Below are 24764 nucleotides of genomic sequence, written 5' to 3'. Positions count from 1 at the left end.
ACAGTGGTTCCGGCAGCCCCCGCGTTGGCGGGGGCTGGATTCTCTGACAGGCATCATTCAACAGTGGCGGCATAATCCAACCAAGTCGTCCCGGGCAGGGCGGGAAAGCCTCCGGTGACGAAGGTCACCGGTCCAGGATTAGCCATGGAGTTCAAGGATTGGTAATGTTGTATTTACCGACGCGGGGTGGAGCAGTTCGGTAGCTCGCCGGGCTCATAACCCGGAGGTCGAAGGTTCAAATCCTTCCCCCGCCACGAGATAAGAGGAGATTCGAAAGGATCTCCTCTTTTGCTTTATCCGGCGCAATCGCTTGGCCGGTTTCCGGGCCTGGCGCGCAGCCTCAAGCGGACCAGATAAACCCGTGGCCGCCACCAGAACGGTGACGGCCACGGATGCTGTTGCTGCCTACAGGTACTAGTTCTCCAGGGCGCCGGTCTGCTTGGACTTCAGCGCCGCGAGACGAGCCTCAATTTCGGTCTGCTCTCCCAGATCCTCCAGCTGCTCGAACTGGGAGTCCAGGCTGGAAGAAGCCAGTTCGGAGGCGCCGCGGACCCGTGCCTCCTCGCGGCGAACCTTTTCCTCGAAGCGGCTGATCTCGCTGGTGGCGTCCATGATGTTCACGGACTTGACCGCTTCGTTGATCTGGTTCTGGGCGGCAGCGGCCTTCGAACGGGCCGTCAGCTCGTCCCGCTTGGAAACCAGTTCGGTGCGCTTGCTCTTCATCTGCTCCAGGCCGGTCTTCAGCTTCTCAACAATTTCACGTTGTGAAGCGATGGTCGGCTGCGCGCTCTTCATTTCGCTTTCGGCCTGCATCTGGCGCTGGATGGCCACCTTGGCCAGGTTGTCGAACTTCGCGGCGTTGGCGTCCTCCCCGGAGGTGCGGAAGTCCTCGGCCTTGTTCGAGGCGGCCAGGGCCTTGGTGCCCCACTCGCTGGCGGCCTGCTCGTCCTCCCGGTAGTCGTCTTCCAGCATCCGCAGGTTGCCGATGGTCTGGGCCACGGCCTGTTCGGCCTCGGCGATGTTGTTCGTGTAGTCGCGGATCATCTGATCCATCATCTTCTGCGGATCCTCGGCTGAATCGATCATGGCGTTGATGTTCGCCTTGGCCAGCTGGGCAACGCGGCCAAAAATGGACTGCTTGGTCATGATGTGAACCTTCCTATTGGTTGTAAAACAATGGTGAATCTGAACAACAGGGTCAAACCGGTAATGACGCCAGGGAAGTTAGAAGCTGCCACCTCCACCGCTGAAGCCGCCGCCCCCGCCGCCGAAGCCGCCGCCTCCACCGCCGAAGCCGCCGCCCCCGCCGCCGAAGCCGCCAAATCCTCCGCCGCCAAAGAAGCCGCCGTCGGAATGGCCGCCGGAGGAACGTCCCCCGTGCAGGATCGAATCAATCAGGATGCCGCCGAGCACGGCCCCGCCCAATCCGTCGAACGGACCGCGTCGTCCCTGGCCGTAACCGCCATAGCCGCCCGGGCCTCCGAAGCTATCAACATCGCTCTCGGCCATGCGCGCGGCCTCCTCAGCCAGGCGAATGGCCCGCTGGGCGGTGGCCAGGGCCTGGATGGGATCCGAGCCGGAGAGCCGCACCGCATCCTCATGGCAGCGCCGCGCTTCGGCCAGGCGAGTGCGGGCCGAGGAACGCACCCCGCCGCGGCGGGCCCGAATGTAGTCATCGGTGCCGTTGATCCGCGATTCGGCGGTGCGCAGCACCGACTGCAGCTGGGAGCGGGCGTGACGTTCCTGCTCATCCTTCTCACGCAGGGTTCCCAGCTCATTGCTCAACGCCTGTCCCGCCTCGTCCAGGGCTGCGATCAGGGCCAAGGGGTTGGGCTTGCCCTGCCGCATGGAACGCTTAACGGATTCCAGGGCAGTTTCCAGGGCTGCTATCGGGGCGGCCAACCGCTGTCCGCCCTGCGCGCCCATGAGCGCTTTGGCCTGGGACAGCTCCTGCTCGGCCTCGGCCACTGCCGCCCGCAGATCCGCCTCGGCGTTGGTCAGCGCCTCGTTGGACTTGGCAATCGCATCCAGCAGGCCGGTGGCCTGATCGTGGGCTTCCTCCGCGTTTTGCACCAGCACCGCGGCCTGGGAACGTTCGCCGCTCTGGATCGCGGTCCGGGCCTGGTTCAGCGCCGAGCGGATGAAGCTGATGCGCTCGGAGGTCTGCGAGGCATTATCCAAGACCTGGGAGGTGGCTTCCGGGGCGTAGCGCTGGGAGAGGTCCTCAAGCAGGGCAACGCTCTGGGACAACCGCTGATTCAACGGCTCCAGTCCTGCCTCCAGCTCGGAGATGTGGCTCTCCGCATTGGTTTCCAGCTTACGCAGGGACTTGAAGTCCGCGGCATGGGCTTCCAGGCTCGAATTGACCTCCTGGCATCTGCGGATGATCTCGTTGAGCCACGAACGCTGGTCTTCTTCGGTGTCCGGGATCTCGTCATCCAGCTGCTGCTGCAGCTTGAAGGACTCGCGCAGGTGCTCCTTGGCCTTGGACAGGTCCTGGGTAAACGTGGCAATCGCCGCGGAGCCGTACTGCGCCTCGGCGAAACCCAGTTCCTGTTCGGAGGAGCGGATCGAGTCATCGGCCGCCACCAGCAGGTGGTCGGCCTGCTTGCGCAGCTGGTCCAGGGGGATGGCCGGCTGGACCGGCTGGTTGGGCTGGGCCTGACCGCGGCGGACCTGTTTCTTGCTGCGGCGGGACAAGACGAAGTAGCCGATGACGGCCACGCCGGCGAAAACCAGCAGGATCGGCACCAGGGAGAAGCCCGAGCCAGAGGATCCACCGCGCGAGCCGGTGCCCCTGGCGGCATCCTCAATGCCGTTGATGGCACCTTCGGCCGCGGCCAGCCAATCGAGGTTGTTCAGTTCCGGGGCAATGTACTGGGTATAGATTTGCTGACCGGCGCCGCCCAGCGGTCCGCTTTGCGAGGTCAGGAACTGGGCCTGGCGCTGCTCGGTGGCCACCGCCAAAATCGTGTCATTGCTGCCCATGTTCTTGCGCTCGGCCACGTCGGCGGCCCATTGCTGCGGATCCTGCGGATTGCTGAATTGATCGACGAACACCACGAACAGGCTCACCCCGGTCTCGGAGCGCAGCTTGGAGATCTCCTCCTCCAGCTCGTTGGCTTCACCGCCGCCCAGCACCCCGGAGTTGTCCACCACGAAGCTGCCCGGAGGAATATCCACCGGGGATTCGGCATGAGTGGGCAGCGCCAGAGCAAACAACATGGCCACGGCGGTCACGACCGCCGCCAGTAGTCCCCGTGCGGTACGTCGCATTTTCGTCCTTACTCAGATCTGCATGCGGATATGAGTTACACAATACCCGTGCCCGTTCGGCGAATTCAGGACCGTGCCACGAATTTTCGTGATTCCATAGGGTAAGACCGGTAAAGCCCGGGTTGGCCGTGTTGACTTGCGCCGAACTCACAGCGGCTGCTCAGTTTCTCCCGCTTAAGGCCACAGTTCGCATCGGAATAATAATTACCAAGAGATCGAAGAGAACTAGAGAGGCAACCATGAGCCAGTCACCGAGTGATCCCAGGGAACCGGGCCAGGGCGGGGACCACGAACCGCGCGTGGGCCAGCCGGCACACAACGCCGGGGAACCGGTGACCCCGCAGGATGCCAACCAGCCAAACCCGCGCTCGGCAGCCGGCTCCCAGCACGACAGCGGAGCGCCCACCACCCAATACCCCACGGCCAGCCACTACTACTCGGCCGCTGACCAGCAGCACTCCGCGGCCGGGCAGAACCCGTATGGGCAGGGGGACTTCCACCCGCACCAGTCGCCGCAGGCTCCCGAGCGCAAGCCGCGCAAGCGCTATGCCGGGACCACCCTGATCTCCGGCATGGTCGCCGCCGCCCTGATCGGCGGGGTCACCGCCGCCGGGACCACCTACCTGATCAACCCCAACTCCAGCGGCACCGCCCAGGTGCAAAGTCCGCAGGACGGCGTGGTCATCAACAACCCGGAAACGGTCACCACCGCCACCGCCGCGGCCGCCAAGGCCGCGCCCAGCGTGGTGACGATCGAGGCTTCCGGCAACGGTTCGGCCGGCTCGGGTTCTGGCATCGTGCTGGATGATCAGGGGCACATCCTGACCAATACCCACGTGGTGACCCTGGGCGGGGCCACCGGCAATCCGCAGCTGAATGTGCGACTGAACAACGGCAAGGTGTATTCCGCGGAGCTGGTGGGCACCGACCCGATGTCGGACCTGGCGGTCATCAAGATTGACGCCGAGGGCCTGGTTCCAGCGACTCTGGGCGAGTCGAGCAGCCTGAACGTCGGGGACACCGCCGTGGCCATCGGCGCACCTCTGGGACTGAGCGGCACCGTCACTGACGGGATCATCTCCACGTTGAACCGCACGATCTCCGTGGCCTCCTCCGCAGTGCCGGAACAGCCCAGCGACGGCGGGGGCGATAGTGAGTTCAACTTCGAATTCCCCGGCGCACCGCAGCAGAAGAACAACTCGGGCTCCATCTACATCAATGTCATGCAGACCGATGCGGCGATCAACCACGGAAACTCCGGTGGCGCCCTGGTCAATGCGAAGGGCGAGATCATCGGGGTCAACGTCGCCATCGCCTCCTCGGGGGACGAAGACTCGGGGTCCATTGGCGTGGGCTTCGCAATCCCCATCGACTACGCCAAGCGCATCTCCAGCGAACTGATTGAGAACGGCTCGGCCACCCACGGGCTGCTGGGCGCCACTGTCCAGGCCGCCGCGGCACGCACCGGGCAGCAAAGCTCCGGGTTCAGCACCGGGGCGAAGATCGTGGACATCAGCTCCGGTTCGGCCGCCGCGGAAGCGGGGCTGAAGTCGGGGGATGTGATTACCGGTGTCAACGACCGTCCCATCCAGGATTCACAGACCTTGACCGCGGCCATCCGTGAGGTTCCGGCCAAGGGCCAGGCGAAGATCACCTACATCAGGGACGGGCAAACCAAAGACGTGGAGGTCACGGTCGGCACCCTGGAGGACTAGAACCCAGCAGGCACTGCTTCACACTTCGCCCTCCTATGGGGCGAAGTGTGAAGCAGTGTTGAAGAAGTTGACGAAGATCCCGGCCGGCCGCGCAGCGATGCGCGGCGGGGGAAGCAGAATGTGAACCGGCAATGAGGCCACGGCGGTACGTGTTACGACATGCAAGGACATGCGTCACGTACCGCCGTTGGATTTTTCAAAAGGTTCTGGCGTATTGCCGGTGCGCCGATACGATAAGGGTGGAAGAGATCCTTCCACGGTCTTTACGACAGCGAAGACACTTTGCATGAAAGGCGAGAATGAGCGACGCGAGTAGCACGCCACTGAACATCTTGGTACTGGTCAAACACGTACCGGATGCTCAGTTTGACCGTCACATCGACCTGGACACCCTGCGCATCGACCGCAGCGAGTCAATCCTTTCCGAGCTGGATGAATACGCCGTGGAGGCGGCCCTGGCGATCGCCGAGGACCGCGGCGGGCCCAAGGCAGGCAACCAAGTCATTGCGGCCACCATGGGAGGACCCAAGGCGGTGGCTTCAGTGAAGAAGGCCCTGCAGATGGGCGCCACCAGCGGACTGCACCTGAACGACGAGGCCCTGGCCGGCTCCGACGCCGTGGCCACCGCCAAGGCCCTGGCCGCGCTGATCAAGTATGCCGGGGACATCGACCTGGTGGTCACCGGCATGGCCTCCACCGACGCCGAAACCGGCATCGTTCCGGCTCAGCTGGCAGAACTGCTGGGCTTCGCTGCCCTGACCAACGCCTCGAACGTGGACTTCGATTCGGCGGCCGGGACGCTGAGCATCACCCGCGATCACGGCGCCGATTCCCTGACGCTGCGTGGCTCGCTACCGGCCGTGCTGTCGGTGACCGACCAGGCCAATGAGCCGCGCTACCCGAACTTCCGCGGCATCATGGCGGCCAAGAAGAAGAAGGTGGAAGAGGTCAGCGCCGCCGACCTGGGGCTGGACGCGTCCAGCGTTGGCCCAGCCGGTTCGCCCACCCGTGTGCTCTCGGCCAACGCCCGCCCGGCGCGCGGGGCCGGTACCGTCATCACGGACAACGGCCAGGCCGGAATCGCGCTGGTCGACTACCTGGCCGAACAGAAGCTGATCTAAGGACTGAACCACATGACTTCCGCATTAGTATTCTTTGACGCCCTGGGCCAGGAACCAACCAAGGCCCAGCGCGAACTGCTGACCCTGGCCACCCGTTTCTCCCCTGCCACCGTGGCGGTGGTGGGTGAGGTTTCGGCCCCGGCCCTTGAGGTTCTTGCTGGCTACGGGATCACCAGCGTCCTGCAGGCCCCGGCCGCTGACTCCTTCCAGGACCACGAGGTGGCCGCCCTTGAAGCCGCAATCAGCTCGGTGAACCCCGAGCTGGTGCTGCTGGCCAACGACAGCTTCAACCGCGAGGTCGCCGCCCGTGCCGCCATCCGCTGCAACGGCGGGGTGATCACCGACGCCGTGGATGTGGCCGGTGACGGCACCGTGACCAAGGACGAACTGGCCGGCTCATACACCACCCAGGCCAATGCCGCCTCCGGTGTGCTGCTGGTCACCGTGAAGCCCAACAGCATTGAGGACGCCCCCGCCGGCGCCGGGCAGCAGCCGCAGGTGCAGGACCTGCAGGTCGCGGCCGCCAACAGTGCAGTACAGGTTGTCGAGCGCCAGGCGAAGGTTTCCACCGGACGCCCGGCCCTGTCCGAGGCACGCATCGTGGTGGCCGGCGGGCGCGGCGTCGATGGCGACTTCGCACCGATCGAGGAACTGGCCGACGCGTTGGGCGCGGCGGTGGGTGCCTCGCGTGCCGCCACCGATGCCGGCTGGATCGACCACGACTACCAGGTGGGGCAGACCGGCACCACTGTCTCCCCGCAGCTGTACATTTCGGTGGGCATCTCCGGGGCCATCCAGCAGAAGGCCGGGATGCAGACCAGCAAGTACATTGTGGCGGTGAACAAGGACGAAGACGCGCCAATCTTTGAGATCGCCGACTTCGGGATCATTGGTGACCTGCGCCAGGTGCTGCCGCAGGCCGCCGAGGAGATTCGCCGCCGCAAGTCATGATCGATACCCTGCCATTTATTCAACCATCCACCGCCCGCGTGCTGGCCTTTGCCGCGCACCCGGACGACCTGGACTTCGGGGCCGCCGGCACCGTCTCCGCCTTGACCTCCGCCGGGGTGCAGGTGGAATACTGCATCATGACCGACGGGGACGCCGGCGGCTTTGATGACCGGGACCCACAGGAAACCGCCCGGCTGCGCCACCTGGAACAGCGCGAGGCCGCAGCCAAGGTGGGCGTGCAAACGGTGCACTTCCTGGGCGAACGCGACGGCTTCTTGGAGCCGAACCAGCGGGTGATCCGCGAAGTGGTCCGGCTGATCCGCCAGGTGCGTCCGAACATTGTCATGGCCATGCACCCGGAACGGGCGTGGGACCGCCTGCAGCGTTCACACCCGGACCACCTGGCCTGTGGTGAGGCGGTGACCCGGGCCATCTATCCGGCGGTGGAGAACCCGTTCAGCTTCCCGGAGCTGATCACCGAGCAGGGCCTGGAAGCCTACAAGGTTCCCTGGCTGTGGCTCTACGGGGCGCCGAAGGAACGGGAAAACGCGTTCGTGGACATCACCGAGCACTTCGGACGCAAAATGGAGGCGCTGCGTTCGCACTTCACCCAGCACCCGGATGTTGGAGCCATGGAGAAGTTCGTCGAACGACAGTGTCGGGAGAACGCGGTGCGCGGCGGGCTGGAGCAGGCCCGGCACGCCGAGAGCTTCCACGCGGTGGCGGTGAACGCCGATGACACGATTGCCGGGTTCTAGCCGCACCGGCTTGAACTGCGGCCGCGCAAACGGCCCGGCATGACGAAGGTCCGTGAACCCCAGCGGGGATTCACGGACCTTCGTTGCTGCTCGTGGACGGACGCTAGGCGTCGTCGCCGTTGGTGGTGCCGTCTTCCTGCGGCGCGTTGGGATCCAGGGGCAGATCCACCGAGGCCTCGGATTCGCTGGTTGGCGTTTCCGGGGTGGGCGTGGTCTCGACGGTGACCAGGATGGAAGCCAGGGCCGGCTTGTCCTTCACCCCGGCCTGATCCGCGCTCTTGGCGGTTTCCAACAGCACCATCGTGTTGCCCTCGTCATCGATGCCCCACACCACGTAGCGCTCGGACTCATCCAGGGCCGGTAGACCCGAGAGTTCCACGGCGACCGCCCGATCGGATTCGGAGGTGGTCACCGTCGCCTTGCCGCCGCTGCGCAGTTCCAGGGTGTTGGACACCGAGTCCTTGGCCTTCAGCGCGGAGGTGTCGTTCGTCGCCCCGGAGTTCAGCAGGGAGAACAGCACCAGGGCCAGGACCGCCAACACCACGACACCCACCACGGCAAAGATCCAGCCGCGTGGTTTATGGGACTTCTCGGCCCGGGAGGTGCTGGCAAGTTCGTCAACGATTCCCAGTCCCAGGTCGTCATCGTGCTGTTCGTTGCGGCGCTGATCGAAGCTACCGTTCATGGTGATGGAGTCTCCCGAGAGTTTCGTCGGTTGTGTCTGGTCCAGCCGGAATTCCGCTGCACCGCGTTAACTGAGCCTACTGCACAAAGTTGTTATCAACCTGTGACTGAAGGGTGTCGAGGCTGAATGTCCTATACTGTGGCGAAACCGTGCTGCCGCCATGCCTCAAACAACACAATGGAGGCGCAGTTGGCCAGGTTCATGGACCGGCGCGCCGGCAGCATTGGCAGGCGCACCAGGTCGTTGACCCGCGGGTGGGACTTGTCCTGCGCGGAGAGCCCGACCGACTCCTTGCCGAAGAGCAGGATGTCGGTGGGGCGGTAGTCGATATCGGTGTAGAGGGTCGTTCCCTCACTGGTGTAGGCGAAAACCCGGCCCTCACCCAACGCCTGGAATGCGGCATCCAAATCCTCATGGATGCTCATCACCGCCAGGTCATGGTAATCCAACCCGGCACGGCGCAGTTTCGCGTCATCAAAGTCAAAACCCAGTGGTTTGACCAGGTGCAGCTCGGCGCCGGTTACCGCGGCGAGACGAATGGCATTACCGGTGTTGCCCGGAATTTCGGGGGCGTTAAACAGGATTCGAAACACTCACCCAATTGTAGTGCTTCAGACCCTGCGCAGCGGTGATTTGTGGGCATGGATCTGGTGCTCAGTACATGCCGGCCAATAGACGCGCCAGAGTGGGACGATCCACCAGGTTGGGCTGCGGGCCGGAGCCCAGGAACAGTTTCAGCTCGCGCACCAGCCCTGCGGCGTTCAGCACGTTGGGGGAGGCGGCCAACGCCGGGGCGCCCTTGCGGCCGTATTCAATGACCGGCTCATGGGGATTGTCCCGTCCGGTGAGCACCAGCGTGTAGGGCACCACGTTCAGGTTCATGAAGGCGCGCTGCAGACCGGAGATCTGCAGGACCGGGGGCTGGGTCATGCGATTGCCGTGGCGCAGGACCTGCCCGTCAAACATGTAGTACCCTTCGGGCAGGGTCATGGTGCCAATGACCGCCATCCGGTACCCGGCCAACAGCACGTGGTCATAGTGTCCGCCGCCGGGGGAGTGCACTCCATTGATCAGCCGCGCCGCGGGCAGCACCGACAGGACGTTGCGCTCAAGCAGCGAAATGGTGGCTGCCTCCCGTTCAAGCCGCGAGCGGGAGGTGAACAGCCCCCGCTTGCGCGGCTCGCCGTGGACCTGGCGGCGCGAGAGCTGGGCGGAAAGGTCGGTAAAACCGGTATCCTCCAGCGGCGGAACGTACTGCACCTGCATCTGCGCCTTGGGCTGGGTGGAGGTGCGCACGCGCTCGTCAAAGGGACGTGAGCCGGTGCCGGCGGATCCAGTGGAGCGGGTGTCGGGGGCCTGGAAGGAGCGGTCATAGCGCGAACGGTCCGCCTCATCCGAGAGCAGCTGGTAGGCCCGCTGCACGGCACGGAACCGTTCGGCGGAGCCGCCCAGGTCCGGGTGGGACTCGCGGGCGGCCTTGCGGTAAGCCATCTTGATCTCGGCCTGGGAGGCGGTGCGCGCAATGCCAAGGACTTCATAGGGACTTGGCGAGCTCATGGTCAGGAGCAAGTCCTTTCAACGATGTGGGGCAGGGCGCGAGTGAAGCTGCGGTGTAACAAGCATAAATGCCCCCGGCGCTTTTCCGCCCACCGCCCGCCCATGGGTAGGCTGTGAGGCTATGAACACCCCGCGCGGGTATCACCGCGTTTCCATTGTCTTCCACCCCGCCTCCGGCCACGGCCGCGGCCTGTCCCGGGCGCGGGCGCTGCACGCCACCCTGCAGGACGCCGAACGGAACCCGCAGCTGGTGGACACCTCGCAGGTGCCGCGCAGTGAACTGCCCAGCCGGCTGCGCGGCAGTGACGCCGTGGTCATTGTGGGAGGTGACGGGCTGGTGCACTCCTGCCTGCCCGCACTGATCGACCTGGGCATCCCGATGGGGATTCTTCCGGCCGGCAGCGGCAACGACGCGTGGCGGATGGGCCGGTCCTCCTCGGTGCACTCCACCCGGGAGGCGATCCTTGGGTTCCTGGCCGGTCACGGCAGGATCCGCACCAGCGACGTGTTGGAGGTCAGCTTCGCCAACGAGCCGCAGCGCACGCGCTTCGTGCTTGGGGCGGTCTCCTGCGGTTTTGAAGCGCAGGTCAACGAGGCGGCCAACGCCCTGCCGCGCTGGCTGGGAGCCACCCGCTACGGGTTGGCGCTGCTGCTGTGCCTGCCTCGGATCAAACCCCGGCAGCTGAGCATCAGCGCCGACGGGTTCTCCTTCCACGGCGGAGTGTACCTGGCCAGCCTGGCCAACATCCGCACCCTGGGCGGCGGCATCGGTCTGTTTCCCGCAGCCCGGGACGATGACGGGCGCATGGACGCCATGATAGTCACCGCCGCCCCGCTGTACCGGGTGCTGCCCCGGATCGTGCAGATCCTCACCGGGCGTGAACACCGCTACCGGCGTGCCGGGGTGTTCAGCACCGCCCGGGTGGAATTTGCCGGAACCAGCTACGGGGACGGGGAGCAGCTGGGCACCGGGGACTTCAGGGTTACGGTGCGTCCGGGGTGTCTGTCGCTGATGGACGTGAGCGCCGGTATTCGGTGAGCAGCATCCCTTCCTCGTGCAGCACAGAATGCAGCTGCAGCGCCTGGGGGTGTTCCCCGGTGCCGGAGGCAATGCGCGCCCCCTGCCCGCCAATGAGCTGCGGGCTGATGCTCAGACACAGTGAATCAACCATCTGCTGGTCGATGAACTGGCCAAAGATCGTGGGACCGCCTTCGGCGTGGATGCACTCCAGGCCCCGTTCGGTCAGTTCGTGGACCACGTGCGTGGCGCTGATCAGCCCATTGAACTGTGGGACCTGGATCAGCTGGACATGCTGCGGGTAGTGCCGGGCGGTCTGCGGGTCCACGTTCACGGCGGTGAACAGCAGGATCGGGGCCGGGCTGTTGCGCACCACCGCGGAGGTGGGGGAGATGTTCAGCCCGTTGCTCAAGATCGCCAGCACCGGGTGGCGGCCAAGGCCGTTGGCCTCGCGCCAAATCTGGGATTCGGGGTCCACCAGCGGTCCGTCATACCCTTCGGCGCGCACGGTTCCGGCCCCCACCAACACCACCGAGGCCTGCCGGCGCAGCAACTTGAACAGGCGCTGGTCGGCCGCACTGCCCAAGGAGGCCGAGACCCCGCCGACCTGGGCGCTGCCGTCCAGGCTGGAGACAAAGTTGAACCGGACATAGGGCCGGCGATCGATGGCGTAGCGCTCCAGCAGCTGGTTGTCGCTCAGTTCGGGCGTGGGTTCCGGGAAGATTCCGTGCATGCAGATAGCTCCTAGTTGCGGCTGTGTTCGGGGTGGGCCGGGGGATTGATGTCCGACATGTTGTGGACCTGGTAGGCCGGCGCGCGCCAACCGGCGGCCGCTTCGATCAGGTGCACGGTCTGCACCGCCTCGGGAACATTGTGCATCCTGATGATCCGCGCCCCTCCCATGATGCACATGGTGGCCGAGACCATCGAACCGACCATCCGCTCCGATTTGGGCAGGTTGAGGGTTTCGCCGATGAAGTCCTTGTTCGACACCGCGGCCAGCGCCGGGTAGCCGAGCTCGGCGATGGGGGAGAAGTTGCCGGTCAGCTCCAGGGTATGGCGGGTGTTCTTGTTCAGGTCATGCCCCGGGTCAATGATCAGCTTCTGCTCACCGATCCCGGCCTGCACCGCCAGCTCGACCTTGCGCGCCAGGTAGTCTCGCACCTCACCGACCACGTCCGCATAATGCGGGCGCGGGTACACCGTACGCGGCTTGGCCAGTGAATGGGTAAGCACCAGGTGGGCGCCGCTGTCCGCCACGACCTGGGCCATGCCGGGTTGTGACAGGCCCGTGGTGTCGTTGATGACATCGGCCCCGGCCTCGATCGCGGCCTGCGCCACCTGCGGCAGGAACGTATCCGCGGAGATCAGCACATCGCTGCGCTCACGTACTGCCCGGATTACCGGAACCACGCGTTCGGCCTCCTCCTGCCAGGACAGTGCCGGGCCGGGGGAGAAGGGCACCCCGCCAATATCCACCCAATCCGCCCCGTCCTGCACGGCCTGCATCGCCGCGGCGATGGCCTGATCCAATCCGAAGGTTGACCCGGCGTCAAAGAAGGAATCCGGGGTGCGGTTCACGACCGCCATCACCGCGATGCGCTGCGAAAAATCGATGCTCCGGTGCGAAAAATCGTGTACGGGGTATTTCAGATCCGGCAGGAACATCGCTATCTAAACCCTTACTGCAGATTTTTCGGGGACAACTCTCACTTAATACATACCACTGAACCCCCAGCCGGAACCGGTGCCCCGAGCCGGCGGCCCCACAGCCGTCGCCGCGCAAACAGTAGGCTGGTGACATGGACATGCCACATCTTCCCGCCCAGACCGGGACCTGGATCCGCCAGGCCATCGACAGCGCCGCCCCCGGGACCATCGCCGCCCAGGTCCCCGCAGGCTATGCCGCCTACGCCCGAATCCTGCACCCGGCCATGGACGAGGACGGGGCCCCGGTCAGCTGGGGCAGCATCGCGGCCCTGCGCGGGCACCGGTTGCAGGGCGCCGACCTGTTCGAGGACGTCTCCGGGCTGGACGAGCACGGCGACCCGCAGCAGGAGGACGCCTGGGTGGACGGGGACGTACCGGCCTACGAACTGCCCATCGACCAGTGGGGCGCCCTGGTGGAGCTGTTGTCCCGGCACACTGAACCAGGACCCGCCGCAGCCCCCTATGTGGCCGGGCTGTGGGGCGGGTACGCCTTCATCGAGGGAGGCGAACGCATCCAGATCGACTTCGAGCCGGACCCCAACGCCGACGCGGAACACAACCGCCAGGCCCATGCGCGGGCGCTCGCCGAGGCCCAGCGCCCGGGACTGCCCGCAGCGGTCCGCACCGCGCCCCGCCTGGATTTGGGCGGCGGCTACCGCAACTACCTGCTCTTCGCCCTCAACAGGGCGCAGCTGGCCAACCCGCTGTGGGCGAGCACCACCGCCGGAGAGCAGCGCCAGCGTCCCTCCCTGGCCTTCCCCCACGACCATTCCTGGATGCTGTCCACCGAACCCTACGATGACTCCACCATCCTCGGCGGCAGCCGGGCACTGATCGATGCGGTGCTGGGCAGCGACGCGCTGGAGGCGCTGGAGGTAGGAGAACTCACACGAATCGGCCATTCAGCCTAGGGGCGGCGAACTCGTACCATTGAAGGGATGAACACTTCGGCCGTATACCTGGATCACGCCGCGACGACGCAGCTGAGCGGTGCCGCCCTGCAGGCGGTCACCGCCCAGTTCGCGCGCACCGGCAACCCTTCCTCCCTGCACGGGGCCGGGCGCGCCGCGAACCGGGTGGTGGATGAGGCCCGCCAGCAGATCGCCCGGGCAGCCGGCGCCCACCCGTCCGAGGTGATCTTCACCTCCGGTGGCACCGAGTCGGACAACCTGGCCCTGAAGGGGCTGTACTGGAACCGGGTGGCCGCCAACCCGCAGGCCACCAAGATCCTGCTCTCGGGCATTGAACACCACGCGGTGCTGGATACCGCCGAGTGGCTGGCCGCCCACGAGGGCGCCGAGCTGGTGTGGATGCCAGTGGACCGGGACGGCGTGCTGGATTTGCCCGCCGCCACCGCCCTGCTGGATGAGCACCACGAACGGATCGCCCTGGCGACCCTGATGTGGGCGAACAACGAGGTCGGGGCCGTGCAGCCGGTGACCGAACTGGCGCGGCACGCCGCCGGCTACCAGATCCCGGTACACACCGACGCAGTCCAGGCCTTCACGGCCGTGGCCACCGACTTCGCCGCCAGCCAGGTGGCCACCATGGCCATCAGCGCCCACAAGATCGGCGGGCCGGTGGGCATTGGCGCGCTGCTGGTGCGCCGCGACGTGGTGCTCACCCCGGTGCAGCATGGTGGGGGACACGAACGCAAGCTGCGCTCGGGCACCCTGAACGCGGCCCTGGCCGCCGGGTTCGCCGCCGCCGCCCAGGAAGCGGCCGCGCAGCGCGAGGCCGAATACGAGCGGCTGGCCGGCCTGCGCGACTACGCGGTCGCCGAGATTTCGCGCAGCATCCCCGAGGCCCAGCTGAACGGCCCGGCCGATGCCGGGCACACCCAGGCCCGGCTGCCGGGAAACCTGCACTACACCTTCCCCGGCTGCGAGGGGGACTCGCTGCTGTTCGTGCTGGACATGCTGGGCATCTGCTCCTCCACCGGCTCGGCCTGCACCGCCGGGGTGCCCCAGCCCTCCCACGTGCTGCTGGCCATGGGCCGCGATGCGCGCAGCGCCCGCAGTGTGCAACGCTTCACATTTGGGCATAGCACCACCCGGGCCGACGTTGACAGACTATTGGAAGCACTGCCCGAGGCCTACGCCCGGGCGAAGAAGGCCGGAATGGCGGCCGACGAGAGCAGTATCCATACTGCGGGAACAGGATTTACACGATGAAGGTCTTAGCAGCGATGTCCGGCGGCGTTGACTCGGCGGTGGCCGCCGCCCGAGCCGTCGAGGCCGGGCACGACGTGGTCGGGGTGCACCTGGCCCTGTCCCGGATGCCGGGCACCCTGCGCACCGGCTCGCGCGGCTGCTGCACCATCGAGGACTCTTCGGACGCCTGGCGCGCCTGCGACAAGTTGGGCATCCCGTTCTACGTCTGGGACTTCTCGGACCGCTTCGCCGAGGACGTGGTCGATGACTTCATCAGCGAATACGAGGCCGGACGTACCCCGAACCCGTGCATGCGCTGCAATGAGAAGATCAAGTTTGCCGCACTGCTGGAAAAGGCGCTGGCGCTGGGCTTCGACGCGGTGTGCACCGGGCACTATGCCAAGGTCATCCGCGATGAGGCCGGCAACCCAGAACTGCACCGCGCGGCGGACTGGGCCAAGGACCAGTCCTATGTGCTGGGCGTGCTGACCCACCAGCAGCTGGAGCACTGCATGTTCCCGCTGGCGGAGACCCCGTCCAAGGCGCAGGTGCGGGCCGAGGCCGCCGAACGCGGGCTGACCGTGGCGAACAAGCCCGACAGCCACGACATCTGCTTCATCCCGGACGGGGACACCCGCGGCTGGCTGGCCGAACGGATCGAAATGACGCCGGGGAAGATCGTGGACCAGGACGGCAACGAACTGGGCGAGCACACCGGCGCCCAGGCCTTCACCGTGGGACAGCGCAAGGGGTTGCGCCTGGGCCGCCCGGCAGCGGACGGCAAGCCCCGTTTCGTGTTGGAAATCCGGCCCAAGGACAACAAGGTGATCGTTGGCCCCGAGGCGCTGCTGGCCGTGGATGAGCTGCGCGGCATCCGCGTCTCCTGGGCGGGGCGGCCCATCAGCGAGGTTGGGCTCGGCACCGAGTTCGACTGCATGGTCCAGGTGCGCGCCCACGGGGATCCGGTGGCGGCGGTGGCCCACGTCGAGCAGCAGGCCGATGGGGTGTGCCAGCTGGTGACCCGGCTGGTGGAGCCGATGCGCGGGGTGGCCCCGGGCCAGACCATGGTCGTCTACCAGGACAGCCGGGTGCTGGGCCAGGCCACCATCGACTCGGCCCGCTCCACGGCCTGGGACCCGGCCAAGGTCAGCTGACGTAGCCGCTGGCGGGACCGCCCCGGGGGCGCTAGTTGCGCACCAGCTTGAGCTTGAAAACCTCCGGGCCCTGCTGCAGGTAGCTGACCTCGAATTCGCCCGGATGGCGCTCATCGAGCTGCCTGAGCAGCGGCAACGGGTTGTGTGTTGCGCTGAGCACCAGCCCCGACCCGCTGCGCAGTGAACCCAGGGCGCCAAAAATTGCCGCGTGGCGCACCGCATGCGGAATCGTCTGCACATCCAGGACCGGCAGCTGCTCGTCATGCCCACCGCAGGCGCAGGTGCCTGCCGTTGTCTGCTTCAGCGCCTCTTCCCGGGTTGCTGAGATTTCAATGTTCTCGGCCATCACCGACTCCTTCACTCTGATCCGCCAGGTGGCGGGGATGCCACATGGCATGCCCGCCACTATTTTATTACAATTAACTCAGTGGAAAATAGCGGTTTCGGCAACGGAGACCGTCACGGTGAGGGGAAAGCATTGACGACTCGGCCACGCAGTCCGCGGGAAAACCGGCGCAGCGGCGCCGGCCGAATGCATTCCCCCTCCCGCGAACTCATCCTGCACCTGCTCCAGGAGGCAAACGAGGCACTGAGCATCCCGCAGCTGGCCCAAGCTGCCGGCATGCATGAAAACACGGTGCGCGCCCAGCTGGAGGCGCTGTTGCGCGATGGCTACGTGCGGCGCAAGCCCGCCGCCGTCGCCGGCCGCGGCCGTCCGCCCTGGATCTGGTCGCCCGCCCCGACTCCCGAGAGCCCCTATGCCACCCTGGCCAGGGTGCTGGCCCGGCAGATCGCTGCCAGCAGCGCCGACCCGGTCAGCGCCGGTCTGGAGGCCGGCACCAGCTGGGGCCGGGAACTGGCCCGGGAACAACACGCAGACTCGACCCAACACCTGAACCCTCAGGCCAGCGCGGCCCAGCGGGTCCTGCCCGTCCTGCGGCGCATGGGATTTGACCCCAGCCAGGCGGCGGACGGACAGATCAGGCTGCAAGCCTGCCCGTTGCTGGGCGCCGCCCGCGAACACCCCGAGGTGGTATGCAACGTGCACCTGGGCATCGTGCGCGGGGTGCTGGGCCAGGAGGCTGACCCCCACCCGGCCGAGAGCACCGCGATCACGCCGTTTGCCGGCCCGGGGTACTGCCTGCTGCGCCTGGATGATGCGCAGGACCGTGACTCATGAGCCGCCCGTTGCGCAAGCCCGGCCCGGTCCGCCGCAGCGGGCGCTGGCGTCTGCTGCTGATGATCCCTGCGGGCCTGTGCCTGCTGGCCGGCTTGGATGCGGGGTTGATCCTGCTGGATGTGCATGCGCCGCTGCCCGTCGCCAGTTGGGGCCAGGCCCACGGAATGGTCTTGGTCTTTGGATTCGTCGGCGCCCTCATTGCCTTGGAGCGGGCCGTGGCACTGGGCAGAGCCTGGGGCTACCTGGCCCCCTTGCTGCTCGCCCTGGGCGGGCTGGGCCTGCTGGTTTCCCTGCCCCGGATCCTTGCCGGGACGCTGCTGCTGGCCGGCATGGTGGCCACCGTGGCGCTCTACGTTCCGCTGTGGCGACGCCAACGGGCGGTGGCGGTGCTGATCCAAATGCTCGGGGCGGGGGCCGGGGTGGCCGCGACGCTGCTGTGGCTGGCGGGCGTGCAAACCTCCCTGATCCTGCCCTGGCTGTGCAGCTTTCTGGTGATCACCATCGCCGGCGAGCGCGTGGAATTGGCCCGGCTGCATCTGGGCCCACGCTCGGAGATGGTGGCCCTGGTGTTGTGCTGCGCCGTGGTGGGCTGCGCGGCGGCCTCCGTCTTGTGGGTTTGGGCCGGCACCGTCCTGTTCGGTGCGGCGCTGGCGTTGCTGGTGCTGTGGCTGGTGCGCCAGGACGTTGCCCGGCGCACCATACACGCCCAGGGGGCACCGCGCTTCATGGCCGCGTGCCTGCTGGCGGGATACTTCTGGTTGCTGGTTGCCGCGGTGACCTGGTGTTTCGGGTACCCGGTGAGTGTTGCGGCGTACGACACGGTGGTGCACGGAGTGTTCCTGGGCTTCGTGATGTCCATGATCATGGCCCACGCCCCTACGATCCTGCCGGCGGTACTGGCCATCAAGCTGCCGTATCGGGCACTGATGTGGGTGCCCGCGGTGCTGCTGCACGCCGGACTGGTGCTGCGTCTGTGGCTGGGTGACGGCCTGGGGTACGAGGTGCTGTGGCAGGCTGGCGGGGTGTTGAACGTGGTGGCCGTGGTGCTGTTCGTTCTGGTGGCGCTGGCCAGTGCGCTGCTGGGGGAGCGTGCCCTGCCATGGTCGCCGGGTGGCGGCGCCGCGCACGCGCCCAAACGCAGCGTGCCGGTGCCTACCGGTAGGCCTGGGCATTCCATTGGCTTGCGTCCCGGGATGGCTCCGGCCCCTTCGACCGGCCGGGCCGGGGCGGGGAACCGAGAAGAACATGAAGGGAAACGTGATGAGTGAGGCATCGGCCAAGGTTCCGGGGCGGGGTTTCTGGCCGTTGCGGGATCTTCCCACCGCGATCTGGCTGATCCTGCTGGTGCTCAGCACCCTGATCCACCGCCAGTTGCCGGCCCCACGCTGGCTGATGATTCACCTGTTGCTGCTCGGCGCGCTGTCCCACGCCATCCTGGTCTGGTCCCAGTATTTTGCCACCGCCCTGCTCAAGCTGCCGGTGACCCAGGACTCCCGGCGGCAGCAGTCCCGGCGCCTGCTGCTGCTGAACGCCGGGGCCGTGGTGGTGATGACCGGCGTGCTTGGCGCCTGGTGGCCGGTCACTGCCTGTGGGGCGGGCCTGGTCGCCGCGGCCGCACTGTGGCACGGGGTGTGGCTGTACCGGCGGCTGCGCGGCGCGCTGCCCTCACCCTATGGGGCCAGTGTGCGCTACTATGTGGCCGCCGCGGCGCTTTTGCCGGTCGGCGCCGCGCTGGGCACCTGGATCTCCACCGGCCTGCCCTCCCCGCTGCATGAGCGGTTGACCCTGGCGCACGCGCTGGTGAACCTGCTCGGCTGGGTCGGGCTGACCGTGGCCGGCACCCTGATCACCTTGTGGCCCACCATGCTGCGCACCCGCATCGCCCCGCAGGCCGCCGCCCGGCTGCGGCACAGCCTGCCGGTGCTGCTGGCGGCGGTGCTGATCGCGGCGGCCGGGGCCGGGTTCGGTGTGCTTCCGGTGGCTGCCGCCGGGGTGGCCGGATACCTGGTGGGGCTGGGCCTGCTGGCTTCCCCGTTCATTTACGCGGCCCGCAACAAGCCGCCGCGCAGTTTCGCCACGCTCTCGGTGCTCGCCGCGGTCTGCTGGTGGGTGGGCATGCTGGTGTGGATGCTGGTGGGGCTCGTGACCACCTCGGACTGGCGGGTCATGGGGCGCGCCTTTGACACCCTGGCGCCCTACCTGGTGGCCGGTTTTGCCGCCCAGGTCCTGCTCGGGGCGTTGTCCTACCTGATCCCGGTGGCGTTGGGCGGCGGGCCGCGTCCGGTGCGGGAAACCGCGACGGTGTTTGACCGGGGAGCGGCGTGGCGGGTGTCGATGGCCAACACCGCCCTGCTGGTGTGCGCCCTGCCGGTTTCCTCCCTGGTGCGTGTGGTTTGTTCGGTGCTCTACCTGGTGGCCATGGCCAGCTTCCTGCCCCTGCTGTTTGCCGCGCTGCGCACCCATCGGAAGGTGAAGGCCCAGGTGCAGCAGGCCAAGACGCTGCCGGCCGCCGGGCGTCCGCGCGGGCCGCGGGCCCCGGAAGGCGAACGCCCGGCCGGGCAACGCGCCGGTCAGGCGGTGGCCGGGTTCATGGCCGTGGTGGTGGCCATCGCCCTGGGGGTGGCCCTGGATCCGGCCGCGGCCGGGCTGCGCGAACCGGCCCCGGCCGCCGGGCAGCAGCAGTCCGCGGCGGAAGTGGACGCCCCGGTGCAGCGTGTTCAGGTCACCGCCCAGGACATGCGCTTCTTCCCGGCTCGCATCGACGTGCAGGCCGGCACCCACCTGATCATTGAGCTGACGAACACCGACGCCGAGCAGACCCACGACCTGGTGCTGGGCACCGGGCAGGACAGCGGGCGGCTGGCCCCGGGCCAAAGTGCGGAAGTCGAGGCCGGGGTCGTTGGCGCTTCGGTGGACGGCTGGTGCTCAATTGTCGGGCACAAGCAGATGGGGATGGTCCTGGAGATTGTGGCCACCGGGCAGTCCTCCGCCGGTCCCGGGCAGCAGCAGGACCCGGGCGAGGGTGAGGCGCCCGCCCAGGACGGCTCCCATCCCATGATGGGCCGCGAACCTCAGGAGCAGGGCCCGGCAGCACCCGACGCGGCCAGCGAGCTGGACTTCAACGCCGCCCCGCAGGACGGGTTCACCTCGCGCGAGGCCGAACTGGAGCCGCTGGCGAAGGACGCCGGCGAACCGGTCACTCACCGACACCGGTTCACCGTCAGTGAGCTGCAGGCCGCCGTCGCCCCCGGGGTCACCCAGAAACTGTGGACCTTCAACGGCACCGCGCCCGGCCCGGTGCTGCACGGCAGGGTGGGGGACAGGTTTGAAATCACCCTGTACAACGACGGCAGCATGGGCCATTCCATCGACTTCCATGCCGGTGCCCTGGCCCCGGATGAGCCGATGCGCACCATCGCGCCCGGCCAGAGCCTGACCTACCGGTTTACCGCCACCAAGGCGGGAATCTGGATGTACCACTGCGGCACCGCGCCAATGAGCGCCCACATCGCCAACGGCATGTTTGGCACGGTGGTCATCGAACCCGGTGACCTGCCGCAGGTGGACAAGAGCTTTGTGCTCACCCAGTCGGACTTCTACCTGGGCGCCCAGGGCGGGGAAGTGGACATGGACAAGCTGCTGGCCGGCACCCCGGACATCGTGGCCTTCAACGGCTACGCCAACCAGTACCTGCATCAGCCGCTCAGGGCCCGGGCCGGGGAACGGGTGCGGATCTGGTTGCTGGATGCCGGTCCCAACCGTCCCTCCTCCTTCCATGTCATCGGCGGTCAGTTCGACACCGTCTGGTTCGAAGGCGGCTACCGGCTGGATCACCGGCAGGACCCGCAGGGCGGAAGCCAGGCGCTGGCCCTGGCCCCGGCCCAGGGCGGCTTTGTCGAGCTGGTCTTCCCGGAGGCCGGGCACTACCCGTTTGTCACCCACTACATGTCCGACGGTGAGCGCGGCGCCCACGGCCTGTTCGAGATCACCGGGGAGAACCGCTAGCTGCATCTGGGCTGGGCGATCACCGGGCGCACCCCGGCCGGCCGGTGCTGCCCTTATCATGGGGTGATGGGCGACGCGTCGGGCAGCTTGCAACCTGCACTGGAGTTGATCGGCTGGCTGCTGCTGGCCGCCTGCTTCGGCTTCCTCTTTGCCGCCCAGGTTTCCAGGCGCTCGATGCGCAGATGGCGGCGGGCCGAGTGCGAGCTGATGGTCCTGGAGGGCCAGCCCTGCCTGGTGTGGAGCACCGCCGACGGCACCCGGCGCAGCACCCTGCACGAGCACGCGCTCACCGACACCGCCGCGCCCAGCGTCGTGTACTACCGCATCGGACACGAGCAGCACCCCCAGACCACAGCGCCGGTGTCCCACGCCCGGATGCTGGGCGCCATCGGGTGGTCGCTGTTGGGCGCCTGGGCGCTGAGCAACATCATTTCGGTGCTGCTGGCGATGTAGTCCCCGCGCCCGGGCGTCCCTTGCTTCGGCCCGGATCCTTCACACAATCGGCGTGATGCGCGACACAGAAACGTGAAAGAAGTGTCGTATAGTTGACTTGGGTGTGACCCTGAACACCCAGTGGGGTCACTTGCATCACTATGCGAAGGATATGAAATGTCATCAAAGTTTTCGCGCCTCTCGCGGGCTGCGGTCATCCTCTCGGCCAGTGCGCTGGCATTGAGTGCCTGCACCGGCCCTTCCGGTTCCCAGGAGGAGGGCCAGTCCGGGGATCAGGGCGGCGGCAGCGCGGTCATCACGCTGGGCACCACCGACAAGGTCACCTCACTGGACCCGGCCGCGTCCTACGACAACGGCTCGTTCATGGTCATGAACCAGATCTATCCGTTCCTGCTGAACAATGAGCCCGGTTCCCCGGACCCGGTGCCCGCCATCGCGGCCAGCGCGGACTTCACTTCGCCGACCGAGTACACGGTCAAGCTCAAGGAGGGGCTGAAGTGGGCCAACGGCCATGACCTGGATTCCAAGGACGTCAAGCACAGCTTCGACCGCCAGCTGAAGATCGCCGACCCGAACGGCCCAAGCTCGCTGCTGGGCAACCTGGACAAGGTTGAGGCCCCGGATGCCACCACCGTGGTGTTCACCCTGAAGGTCCCCAACGACCAGACCTTCGCCCAGGTGCTCTCCTCCCCGGTGGGCCCGATCGTCGATGACGAGGTCTTCCCGGCCGACAAGGTCATCGACGACAAGGAAATCGTGGACGCCAAGGCCTTTGGCGGACAATACGTGATCGACTCCTACAACAAGAACACCCTGGTCTCGCTGAGCAAGAACGATGAATACCAGGGCGTGCTGGGTGAACCGGCCAACTCCCAGGCGGCCATCAAGTACTACGCGGACGCGAACAACATGAAGCTGGAAATCCAGCAGGGCAAGATCGACGTGGCCTGGCGTTCGCTGACCCCCACCGACATCGAGGACCTGGAGGGCCAGGATAACCTGACCGTCCACAAGGGCCCGGGCGGGGAACTGCGGTACATCGTGTTCAACTTCGACTCCATGCCCTACGGCAAGGAAACCTCCGACGCCGACCCGGCCAAGGCCCTGGCCGTGCGCCAGGCCGCCGCCAACCTGGTGGACCGCCAGGCGATCGCCACCCAGGTCTACAAGGACACCTACACCCCGGCCTACTCCTTCGTCCCGCAGGGATTCACCGGAGCCACCGAGCCGCTGAAGGAAAAGTACGGCAAGGACGGCGGCCCGGATGCCGAGGCGGCCAAGAAGGTGCTGGAGGACGCCGGGGTGCAGACCCCGGTCAAGCTGGCGCTGCAGTACAACCCCGACCACTACGGTCCAAGCTCCGGGGACGAGTACGCGATGGTCAAGAGCCAGCTGGAGGCCGACGGGTTGTTCGAGGTGGATCTGAAGTCCACCGAATGGGTCACCTACCAGAAGCAGCGCGTCACCGACTACCCTGCCTACCAGCTGGGCTGGTTCCCGGACTACTCGGATGCCGATAACTACCTCGCGCCGTTCTTCGCCAAGGACAACTTCCTGTCCAACGGGTACGACAACCAGGAAGTTGACTCGCTGATCTCCGAGCAGCGCGGTGAAACCGATGAAGGCAAGCGCAGCGAAATGATCGGCCAGCTGCAGGACATGGTGGCCGATGACCTCTCCACCCTGCCGCTGCTGCAGGGCGCGCAGGTCGCGGTCGCCGGCAAGGACGTGCAGGGCGTTGACAAGACCCTGGATGCCTCCTTCAAGTTCCGCATGGGCGTCTTGAGCAAGTAGGCCCCGGCCCAGGCGGCCTGAGATGAGCCAAAGGGGGCCTGCGGGCCCGTTGCAGGGAGAATCCGCCGCAGGCCCCTTTGGCATGCCCAGCCCCCACCGGGGCGTGGGCCGGCAGATCAAACACCTAAGAGGAACACCACCATGTCCATCACCCTGCCTGTGGAAGAACCCACATCCAGTACACCGACCAAGAAAAAGTCCAAGGGGGCCGGCGGCGGCTTCCTGCGCTATCTGATCACCCGCTTTTTGCTGATCTTCCCGACCGTGTTCATCCTGATCACCGTCGTCTTCTTCCTGATGCGCGTCACCGGCGACCCGATCACCGCGGCCCTGGGCGGGCGGCTGACCCCCACCCAGCTGGCCGAACGCATCGCCGAGGCCGGCTATGACCGGCCGATCATGGTCCAGTACTTCGAATACCTCGGCCAGATCCTGCGCGGGGACCTGGGCCGCACCATGAGCGACAACCGGGAGGTCACCGAGGTGCTCATCACCTACGGCGCGGCCACCTTGGAGCTGTCCATCAACGCGGTCATTGTCGCCCTGCTGCTGGGCATCCCGCTGGGACTGCTGGCCGCCCGCTTCCGGGACAGCTACTCCGACGCGGCGCTGCGCATCTTCGCGATCCTGGGCTACGCCACCCCGGTGTTCTTCGCCGGGCTGCTGCTCAAGCTGATCTTCGGGATCTGGCTGGGCTGGCTGCCGATCTCCGGACGTGCGGACTGGCAGACCGAGCTGGAGCTGACCAACCTGGGCTCACCGACTGGCATCTACTGGCTGGACGCGCTGCGCAGCGGCAACTTCGAGGCCTTCTGGGCCGTGGTGCGCCACGCCCTGCTGCCGGCCATCGCCCTGGGCCTGCTCACCGGCGGGGTGTTCCTGCGCCTGGTGCGCACCAACGTGATCGGCACGCTGGGCCGCGAATACGTGGAGGCCGGCCGCTCCCGCGGGGTGGGGGAGTACCGGCTGCTGACCAAGCACGCCTACCGTCCGGCCCTGATCCCGATCATCACCGTGATGGGCCTGCAGATCGCCATGCTGCTCGGCGGGGCGGTGCTGACCGAAACCACCTTCGAATGGCAGGGGCTGGGCTTCAAGCTGGCCGAGTACCTGACCGCCCGCGACTTCGTGGCCGTGCAGGGCATCGTGGTGCTGCTGGCCATCATCGTGGCCGTCACCAACTTCATCGTGGACGTGGTCGCCGCGCTGATCGACCCGAGAGTGAGGTACTAGC

Annotated in this window: 22 protein-coding genes and 1 tRNA gene; 15 read left to right on the top strand and 8 right to left on the bottom strand. The window is 66.9% G+C overall.

The window, feature by feature from the left end:
- Nucleotides 1-180 precede the first annotated feature (180 nt).
- A tRNA-Met gene (locus tag AC6I21_RS09975) sits at nucleotides 181-254 on the top strand.
- A gap of 160 nt (nucleotides 255-414) precedes the next feature.
- Here the strand turns inward: AC6I21_RS09975 and AC6I21_RS09970 are convergent.
- Together AC6I21_RS09970 and AC6I21_RS09965 are read right to left on the bottom strand one after the other, a co-directional pair.
- Nucleotides 415-1146, bottom strand: coding sequence for a PspA/IM30 family protein (locus AC6I21_RS09970; protein WP_138177481.1), 732 nt, complete (start codon nucleotides 1144-1146; stop codon nucleotides 415-417).
- A 78-nt stretch (nucleotides 1147-1224) separates the two neighbouring features.
- On the bottom strand, nucleotides 1225-3276 hold the full coding sequence (locus AC6I21_RS09965; protein ID WP_497762315.1) for a TPM domain-containing protein: 2052 nt from the start codon (nucleotides 3274-3276) through the stop codon (nucleotides 1225-1227).
- Between the two features lie 239 nt (nucleotides 3277-3515).
- Here AC6I21_RS09965 and AC6I21_RS09960 point away from each other — a divergent pair, with 239 nt between their 5' ends.
- The 4 genes from AC6I21_RS09960 to AC6I21_RS09945 all read left to right on the top strand — a co-directional run bounded on the left by AC6I21_RS09960 (nucleotide 3516) and on the right by AC6I21_RS09945 (nucleotide 7821).
- The gene (locus AC6I21_RS09960) at nucleotides 3516-4991 is read left to right on the top strand and encodes a S1C family serine protease (protein ID WP_138926499.1); all 1476 of its coding nucleotides are present in this window, start codon (nucleotides 3516-3518) and stop codon (nucleotides 4989-4991) included.
- Between the two features lie 299 nt (nucleotides 4992-5290).
- Complete coding sequence (locus AC6I21_RS09955; protein WP_175419387.1) at nucleotides 5291-6112, top strand: electron transfer flavoprotein subunit beta/FixA family protein; 822 nt, start codon at nucleotides 5291-5293, stop codon at nucleotides 6110-6112.
- 12 nt (nucleotides 6113-6124) lie between these two features.
- A complete protein-coding gene (locus tag AC6I21_RS09950) occupies nucleotides 6125-7063 on the top strand; it encodes an electron transfer flavoprotein subunit alpha/FixB family protein (protein WP_138177487.1) in 939 nt (312 codons plus the stop codon).
- On the top strand, nucleotides 7060-7821 hold the full coding sequence (locus AC6I21_RS09945) for a PIG-L deacetylase family protein (RefSeq protein WP_497762314.1): 762 nt from the start codon (nucleotides 7060-7062) through the stop codon (nucleotides 7819-7821). The genes AC6I21_RS09950 and AC6I21_RS09945 overlap by 4 nt, the downstream gene beginning before the upstream one ends.
- Nucleotides 7822-7924: 103 nt before the next feature.
- On the opposite strand, the gene AC6I21_RS09940 is transcribed toward AC6I21_RS09945, so the two are convergent.
- The 3 genes from AC6I21_RS09940 to AC6I21_RS09930 all read right to left on the bottom strand — a co-directional run bounded on the left by AC6I21_RS09940 (nucleotide 7925) and on the right by AC6I21_RS09930 (nucleotide 10063).
- A complete protein-coding gene (locus AC6I21_RS09940) occupies nucleotides 7925-8506 on the bottom strand; it encodes an anti-sigma factor domain-containing protein (protein WP_138177490.1) in 582 nt (193 codons plus the stop codon).
- Nucleotides 8507-8637: 131 nt separating this feature from the next.
- Entirely contained in the window at nucleotides 8638-9099 is a 462-nt protein-coding gene (locus tag AC6I21_RS09935) for a tRNA (cytidine(34)-2'-O)-methyltransferase (RefSeq protein WP_346921831.1), read from the bottom strand.
- 61 nt (nucleotides 9100-9160) lie between these two features.
- A complete protein-coding gene (locus AC6I21_RS09930) occupies nucleotides 9161-10063 on the bottom strand; it encodes a J domain-containing protein (protein ID WP_497762313.1) in 903 nt (300 codons plus the stop codon).
- A 121-nt stretch (nucleotides 10064-10184) separates the two neighbouring features.
- On the opposite strand from AC6I21_RS09930, the gene AC6I21_RS09925 reads away from it, so the two are divergent.
- Complete coding sequence (locus AC6I21_RS09925) at nucleotides 10185-11102, top strand: diacylglycerol/lipid kinase family protein (protein WP_446754255.1); 918 nt, start codon at nucleotides 10185-10187, stop codon at nucleotides 11100-11102.
- Here the strand turns inward: AC6I21_RS09925 and AC6I21_RS09920 are convergent.
- A complete protein-coding gene (locus AC6I21_RS09920) occupies nucleotides 11047-11814 on the bottom strand; it encodes a dihydrofolate reductase family protein (RefSeq protein ID WP_446754254.1) in 768 nt (255 codons plus the stop codon). The two genes, AC6I21_RS09925 and AC6I21_RS09920, sit on opposite strands and share 56 nt — an antisense overlap.
- A gap of 11 nt (nucleotides 11815-11825) precedes the next feature.
- Nucleotides 11826-12749: a dihydropteroate synthase gene (gene folP, locus AC6I21_RS09915; protein ID WP_138926492.1), complete on the bottom strand. Its 924-nt coding sequence runs from the start codon at nucleotides 12747-12749 to the stop codon at nucleotides 11826-11828.
- Nucleotides 12750-12883: 134 nt separating this feature from the next.
- On the opposite strand from folP, the gene AC6I21_RS09910 reads away from it, so the two are divergent.
- The 3 genes from AC6I21_RS09910 to mnmA are packed head-to-tail and all read left to right on the top strand — an operon-like array spanning nucleotide 12884 to nucleotide 16098.
- On the top strand, nucleotides 12884-13702 hold the full coding sequence (locus AC6I21_RS09910) for a hypothetical protein (RefSeq protein WP_446754253.1): 819 nt from the start codon (nucleotides 12884-12886) through the stop codon (nucleotides 13700-13702).
- A gap of 27 nt (nucleotides 13703-13729) precedes the next feature.
- Nucleotides 13730-14965: a cysteine desulfurase family protein gene (locus AC6I21_RS09905; RefSeq protein ID WP_360028769.1), complete on the top strand. Its 1236-nt coding sequence runs from the start codon at nucleotides 13730-13732 to the stop codon at nucleotides 14963-14965.
- On the top strand, nucleotides 14962-16098 hold the full coding sequence (mnmA, locus tag AC6I21_RS09900; RefSeq protein ID WP_446755081.1) for a tRNA 2-thiouridine(34) synthase MnmA: 1137 nt from the start codon (nucleotides 14962-14964) through the stop codon (nucleotides 16096-16098). Before AC6I21_RS09905 ends, mnmA begins: the two co-directional genes overlap by 4 nt.
- Before the next feature lie 31 nt (nucleotides 16099-16129).
- Here the strand turns inward: mnmA and AC6I21_RS09895 are convergent, their stop codons facing one another.
- A complete protein-coding gene (locus AC6I21_RS09895; protein ID WP_138177503.1) occupies nucleotides 16130-16444 on the bottom strand; it encodes a DUF2249 domain-containing protein in 315 nt (104 codons plus the stop codon).
- 186 nt (nucleotides 16445-16630) lie between these two features.
- On the opposite strand from AC6I21_RS09895, the gene AC6I21_RS09890 reads away from it, so the two are divergent.
- The 6 genes from AC6I21_RS09890 to AC6I21_RS09865 all read left to right on the top strand — a co-directional run bounded on the left by AC6I21_RS09890 (nucleotide 16631) and on the right by AC6I21_RS09865 (nucleotide 24763).
- Nucleotides 16631-17278, top strand: coding sequence for a helix-turn-helix transcriptional regulator (locus tag AC6I21_RS09890; RefSeq protein WP_497762312.1), 648 nt, complete (start codon nucleotides 16631-16633; stop codon nucleotides 17276-17278).
- On the top strand, nucleotides 17275-18546 hold the full coding sequence (locus AC6I21_RS09885; RefSeq protein ID WP_497762311.1) for a DUF8744 domain-containing protein: 1272 nt from the start codon (nucleotides 17275-17277) through the stop codon (nucleotides 18544-18546). The genes AC6I21_RS09890 and AC6I21_RS09885 overlap by 4 nt, the downstream gene beginning before the upstream one ends.
- Entirely contained in the window at nucleotides 18539-21283 is a 2745-nt protein-coding gene (locus AC6I21_RS09880; protein WP_497762310.1) for a multicopper oxidase domain-containing protein, read from the top strand. Before AC6I21_RS09885 ends, AC6I21_RS09880 begins: the two co-directional genes overlap by 8 nt.
- An 87-nt stretch (nucleotides 21284-21370) precedes the next feature.
- Nucleotides 21371-21736, top strand: coding sequence for a hypothetical protein (locus AC6I21_RS09875; RefSeq protein WP_497762309.1), 366 nt, complete (start codon nucleotides 21371-21373; stop codon nucleotides 21734-21736).
- Between the two features lie 156 nt (nucleotides 21737-21892).
- The gene (locus AC6I21_RS09870) at nucleotides 21893-23530 is read left to right on the top strand and encodes an ABC transporter substrate-binding protein (protein ID WP_360028763.1); all 1638 of its coding nucleotides are present in this window, start codon (nucleotides 21893-21895) and stop codon (nucleotides 23528-23530) included.
- A 141-nt stretch (nucleotides 23531-23671) separates the two neighbouring features.
- Nucleotides 23672-24763 (top strand): ABC transporter permease, encoded by a 1092-nt coding sequence (locus AC6I21_RS09865; protein ID WP_054821394.1) that lies wholly within the window; start codon nucleotides 23672-23674, stop codon nucleotides 24761-24763.
- The last annotated feature ends 1 nt before the right edge of the window (nucleotide 24764 follow it).

Source organism: Glutamicibacter sp. St.4D3 (assembly GCF_059728615.1).
This window is presented reverse-complemented; position numbering and strand designations above follow the sequence as displayed.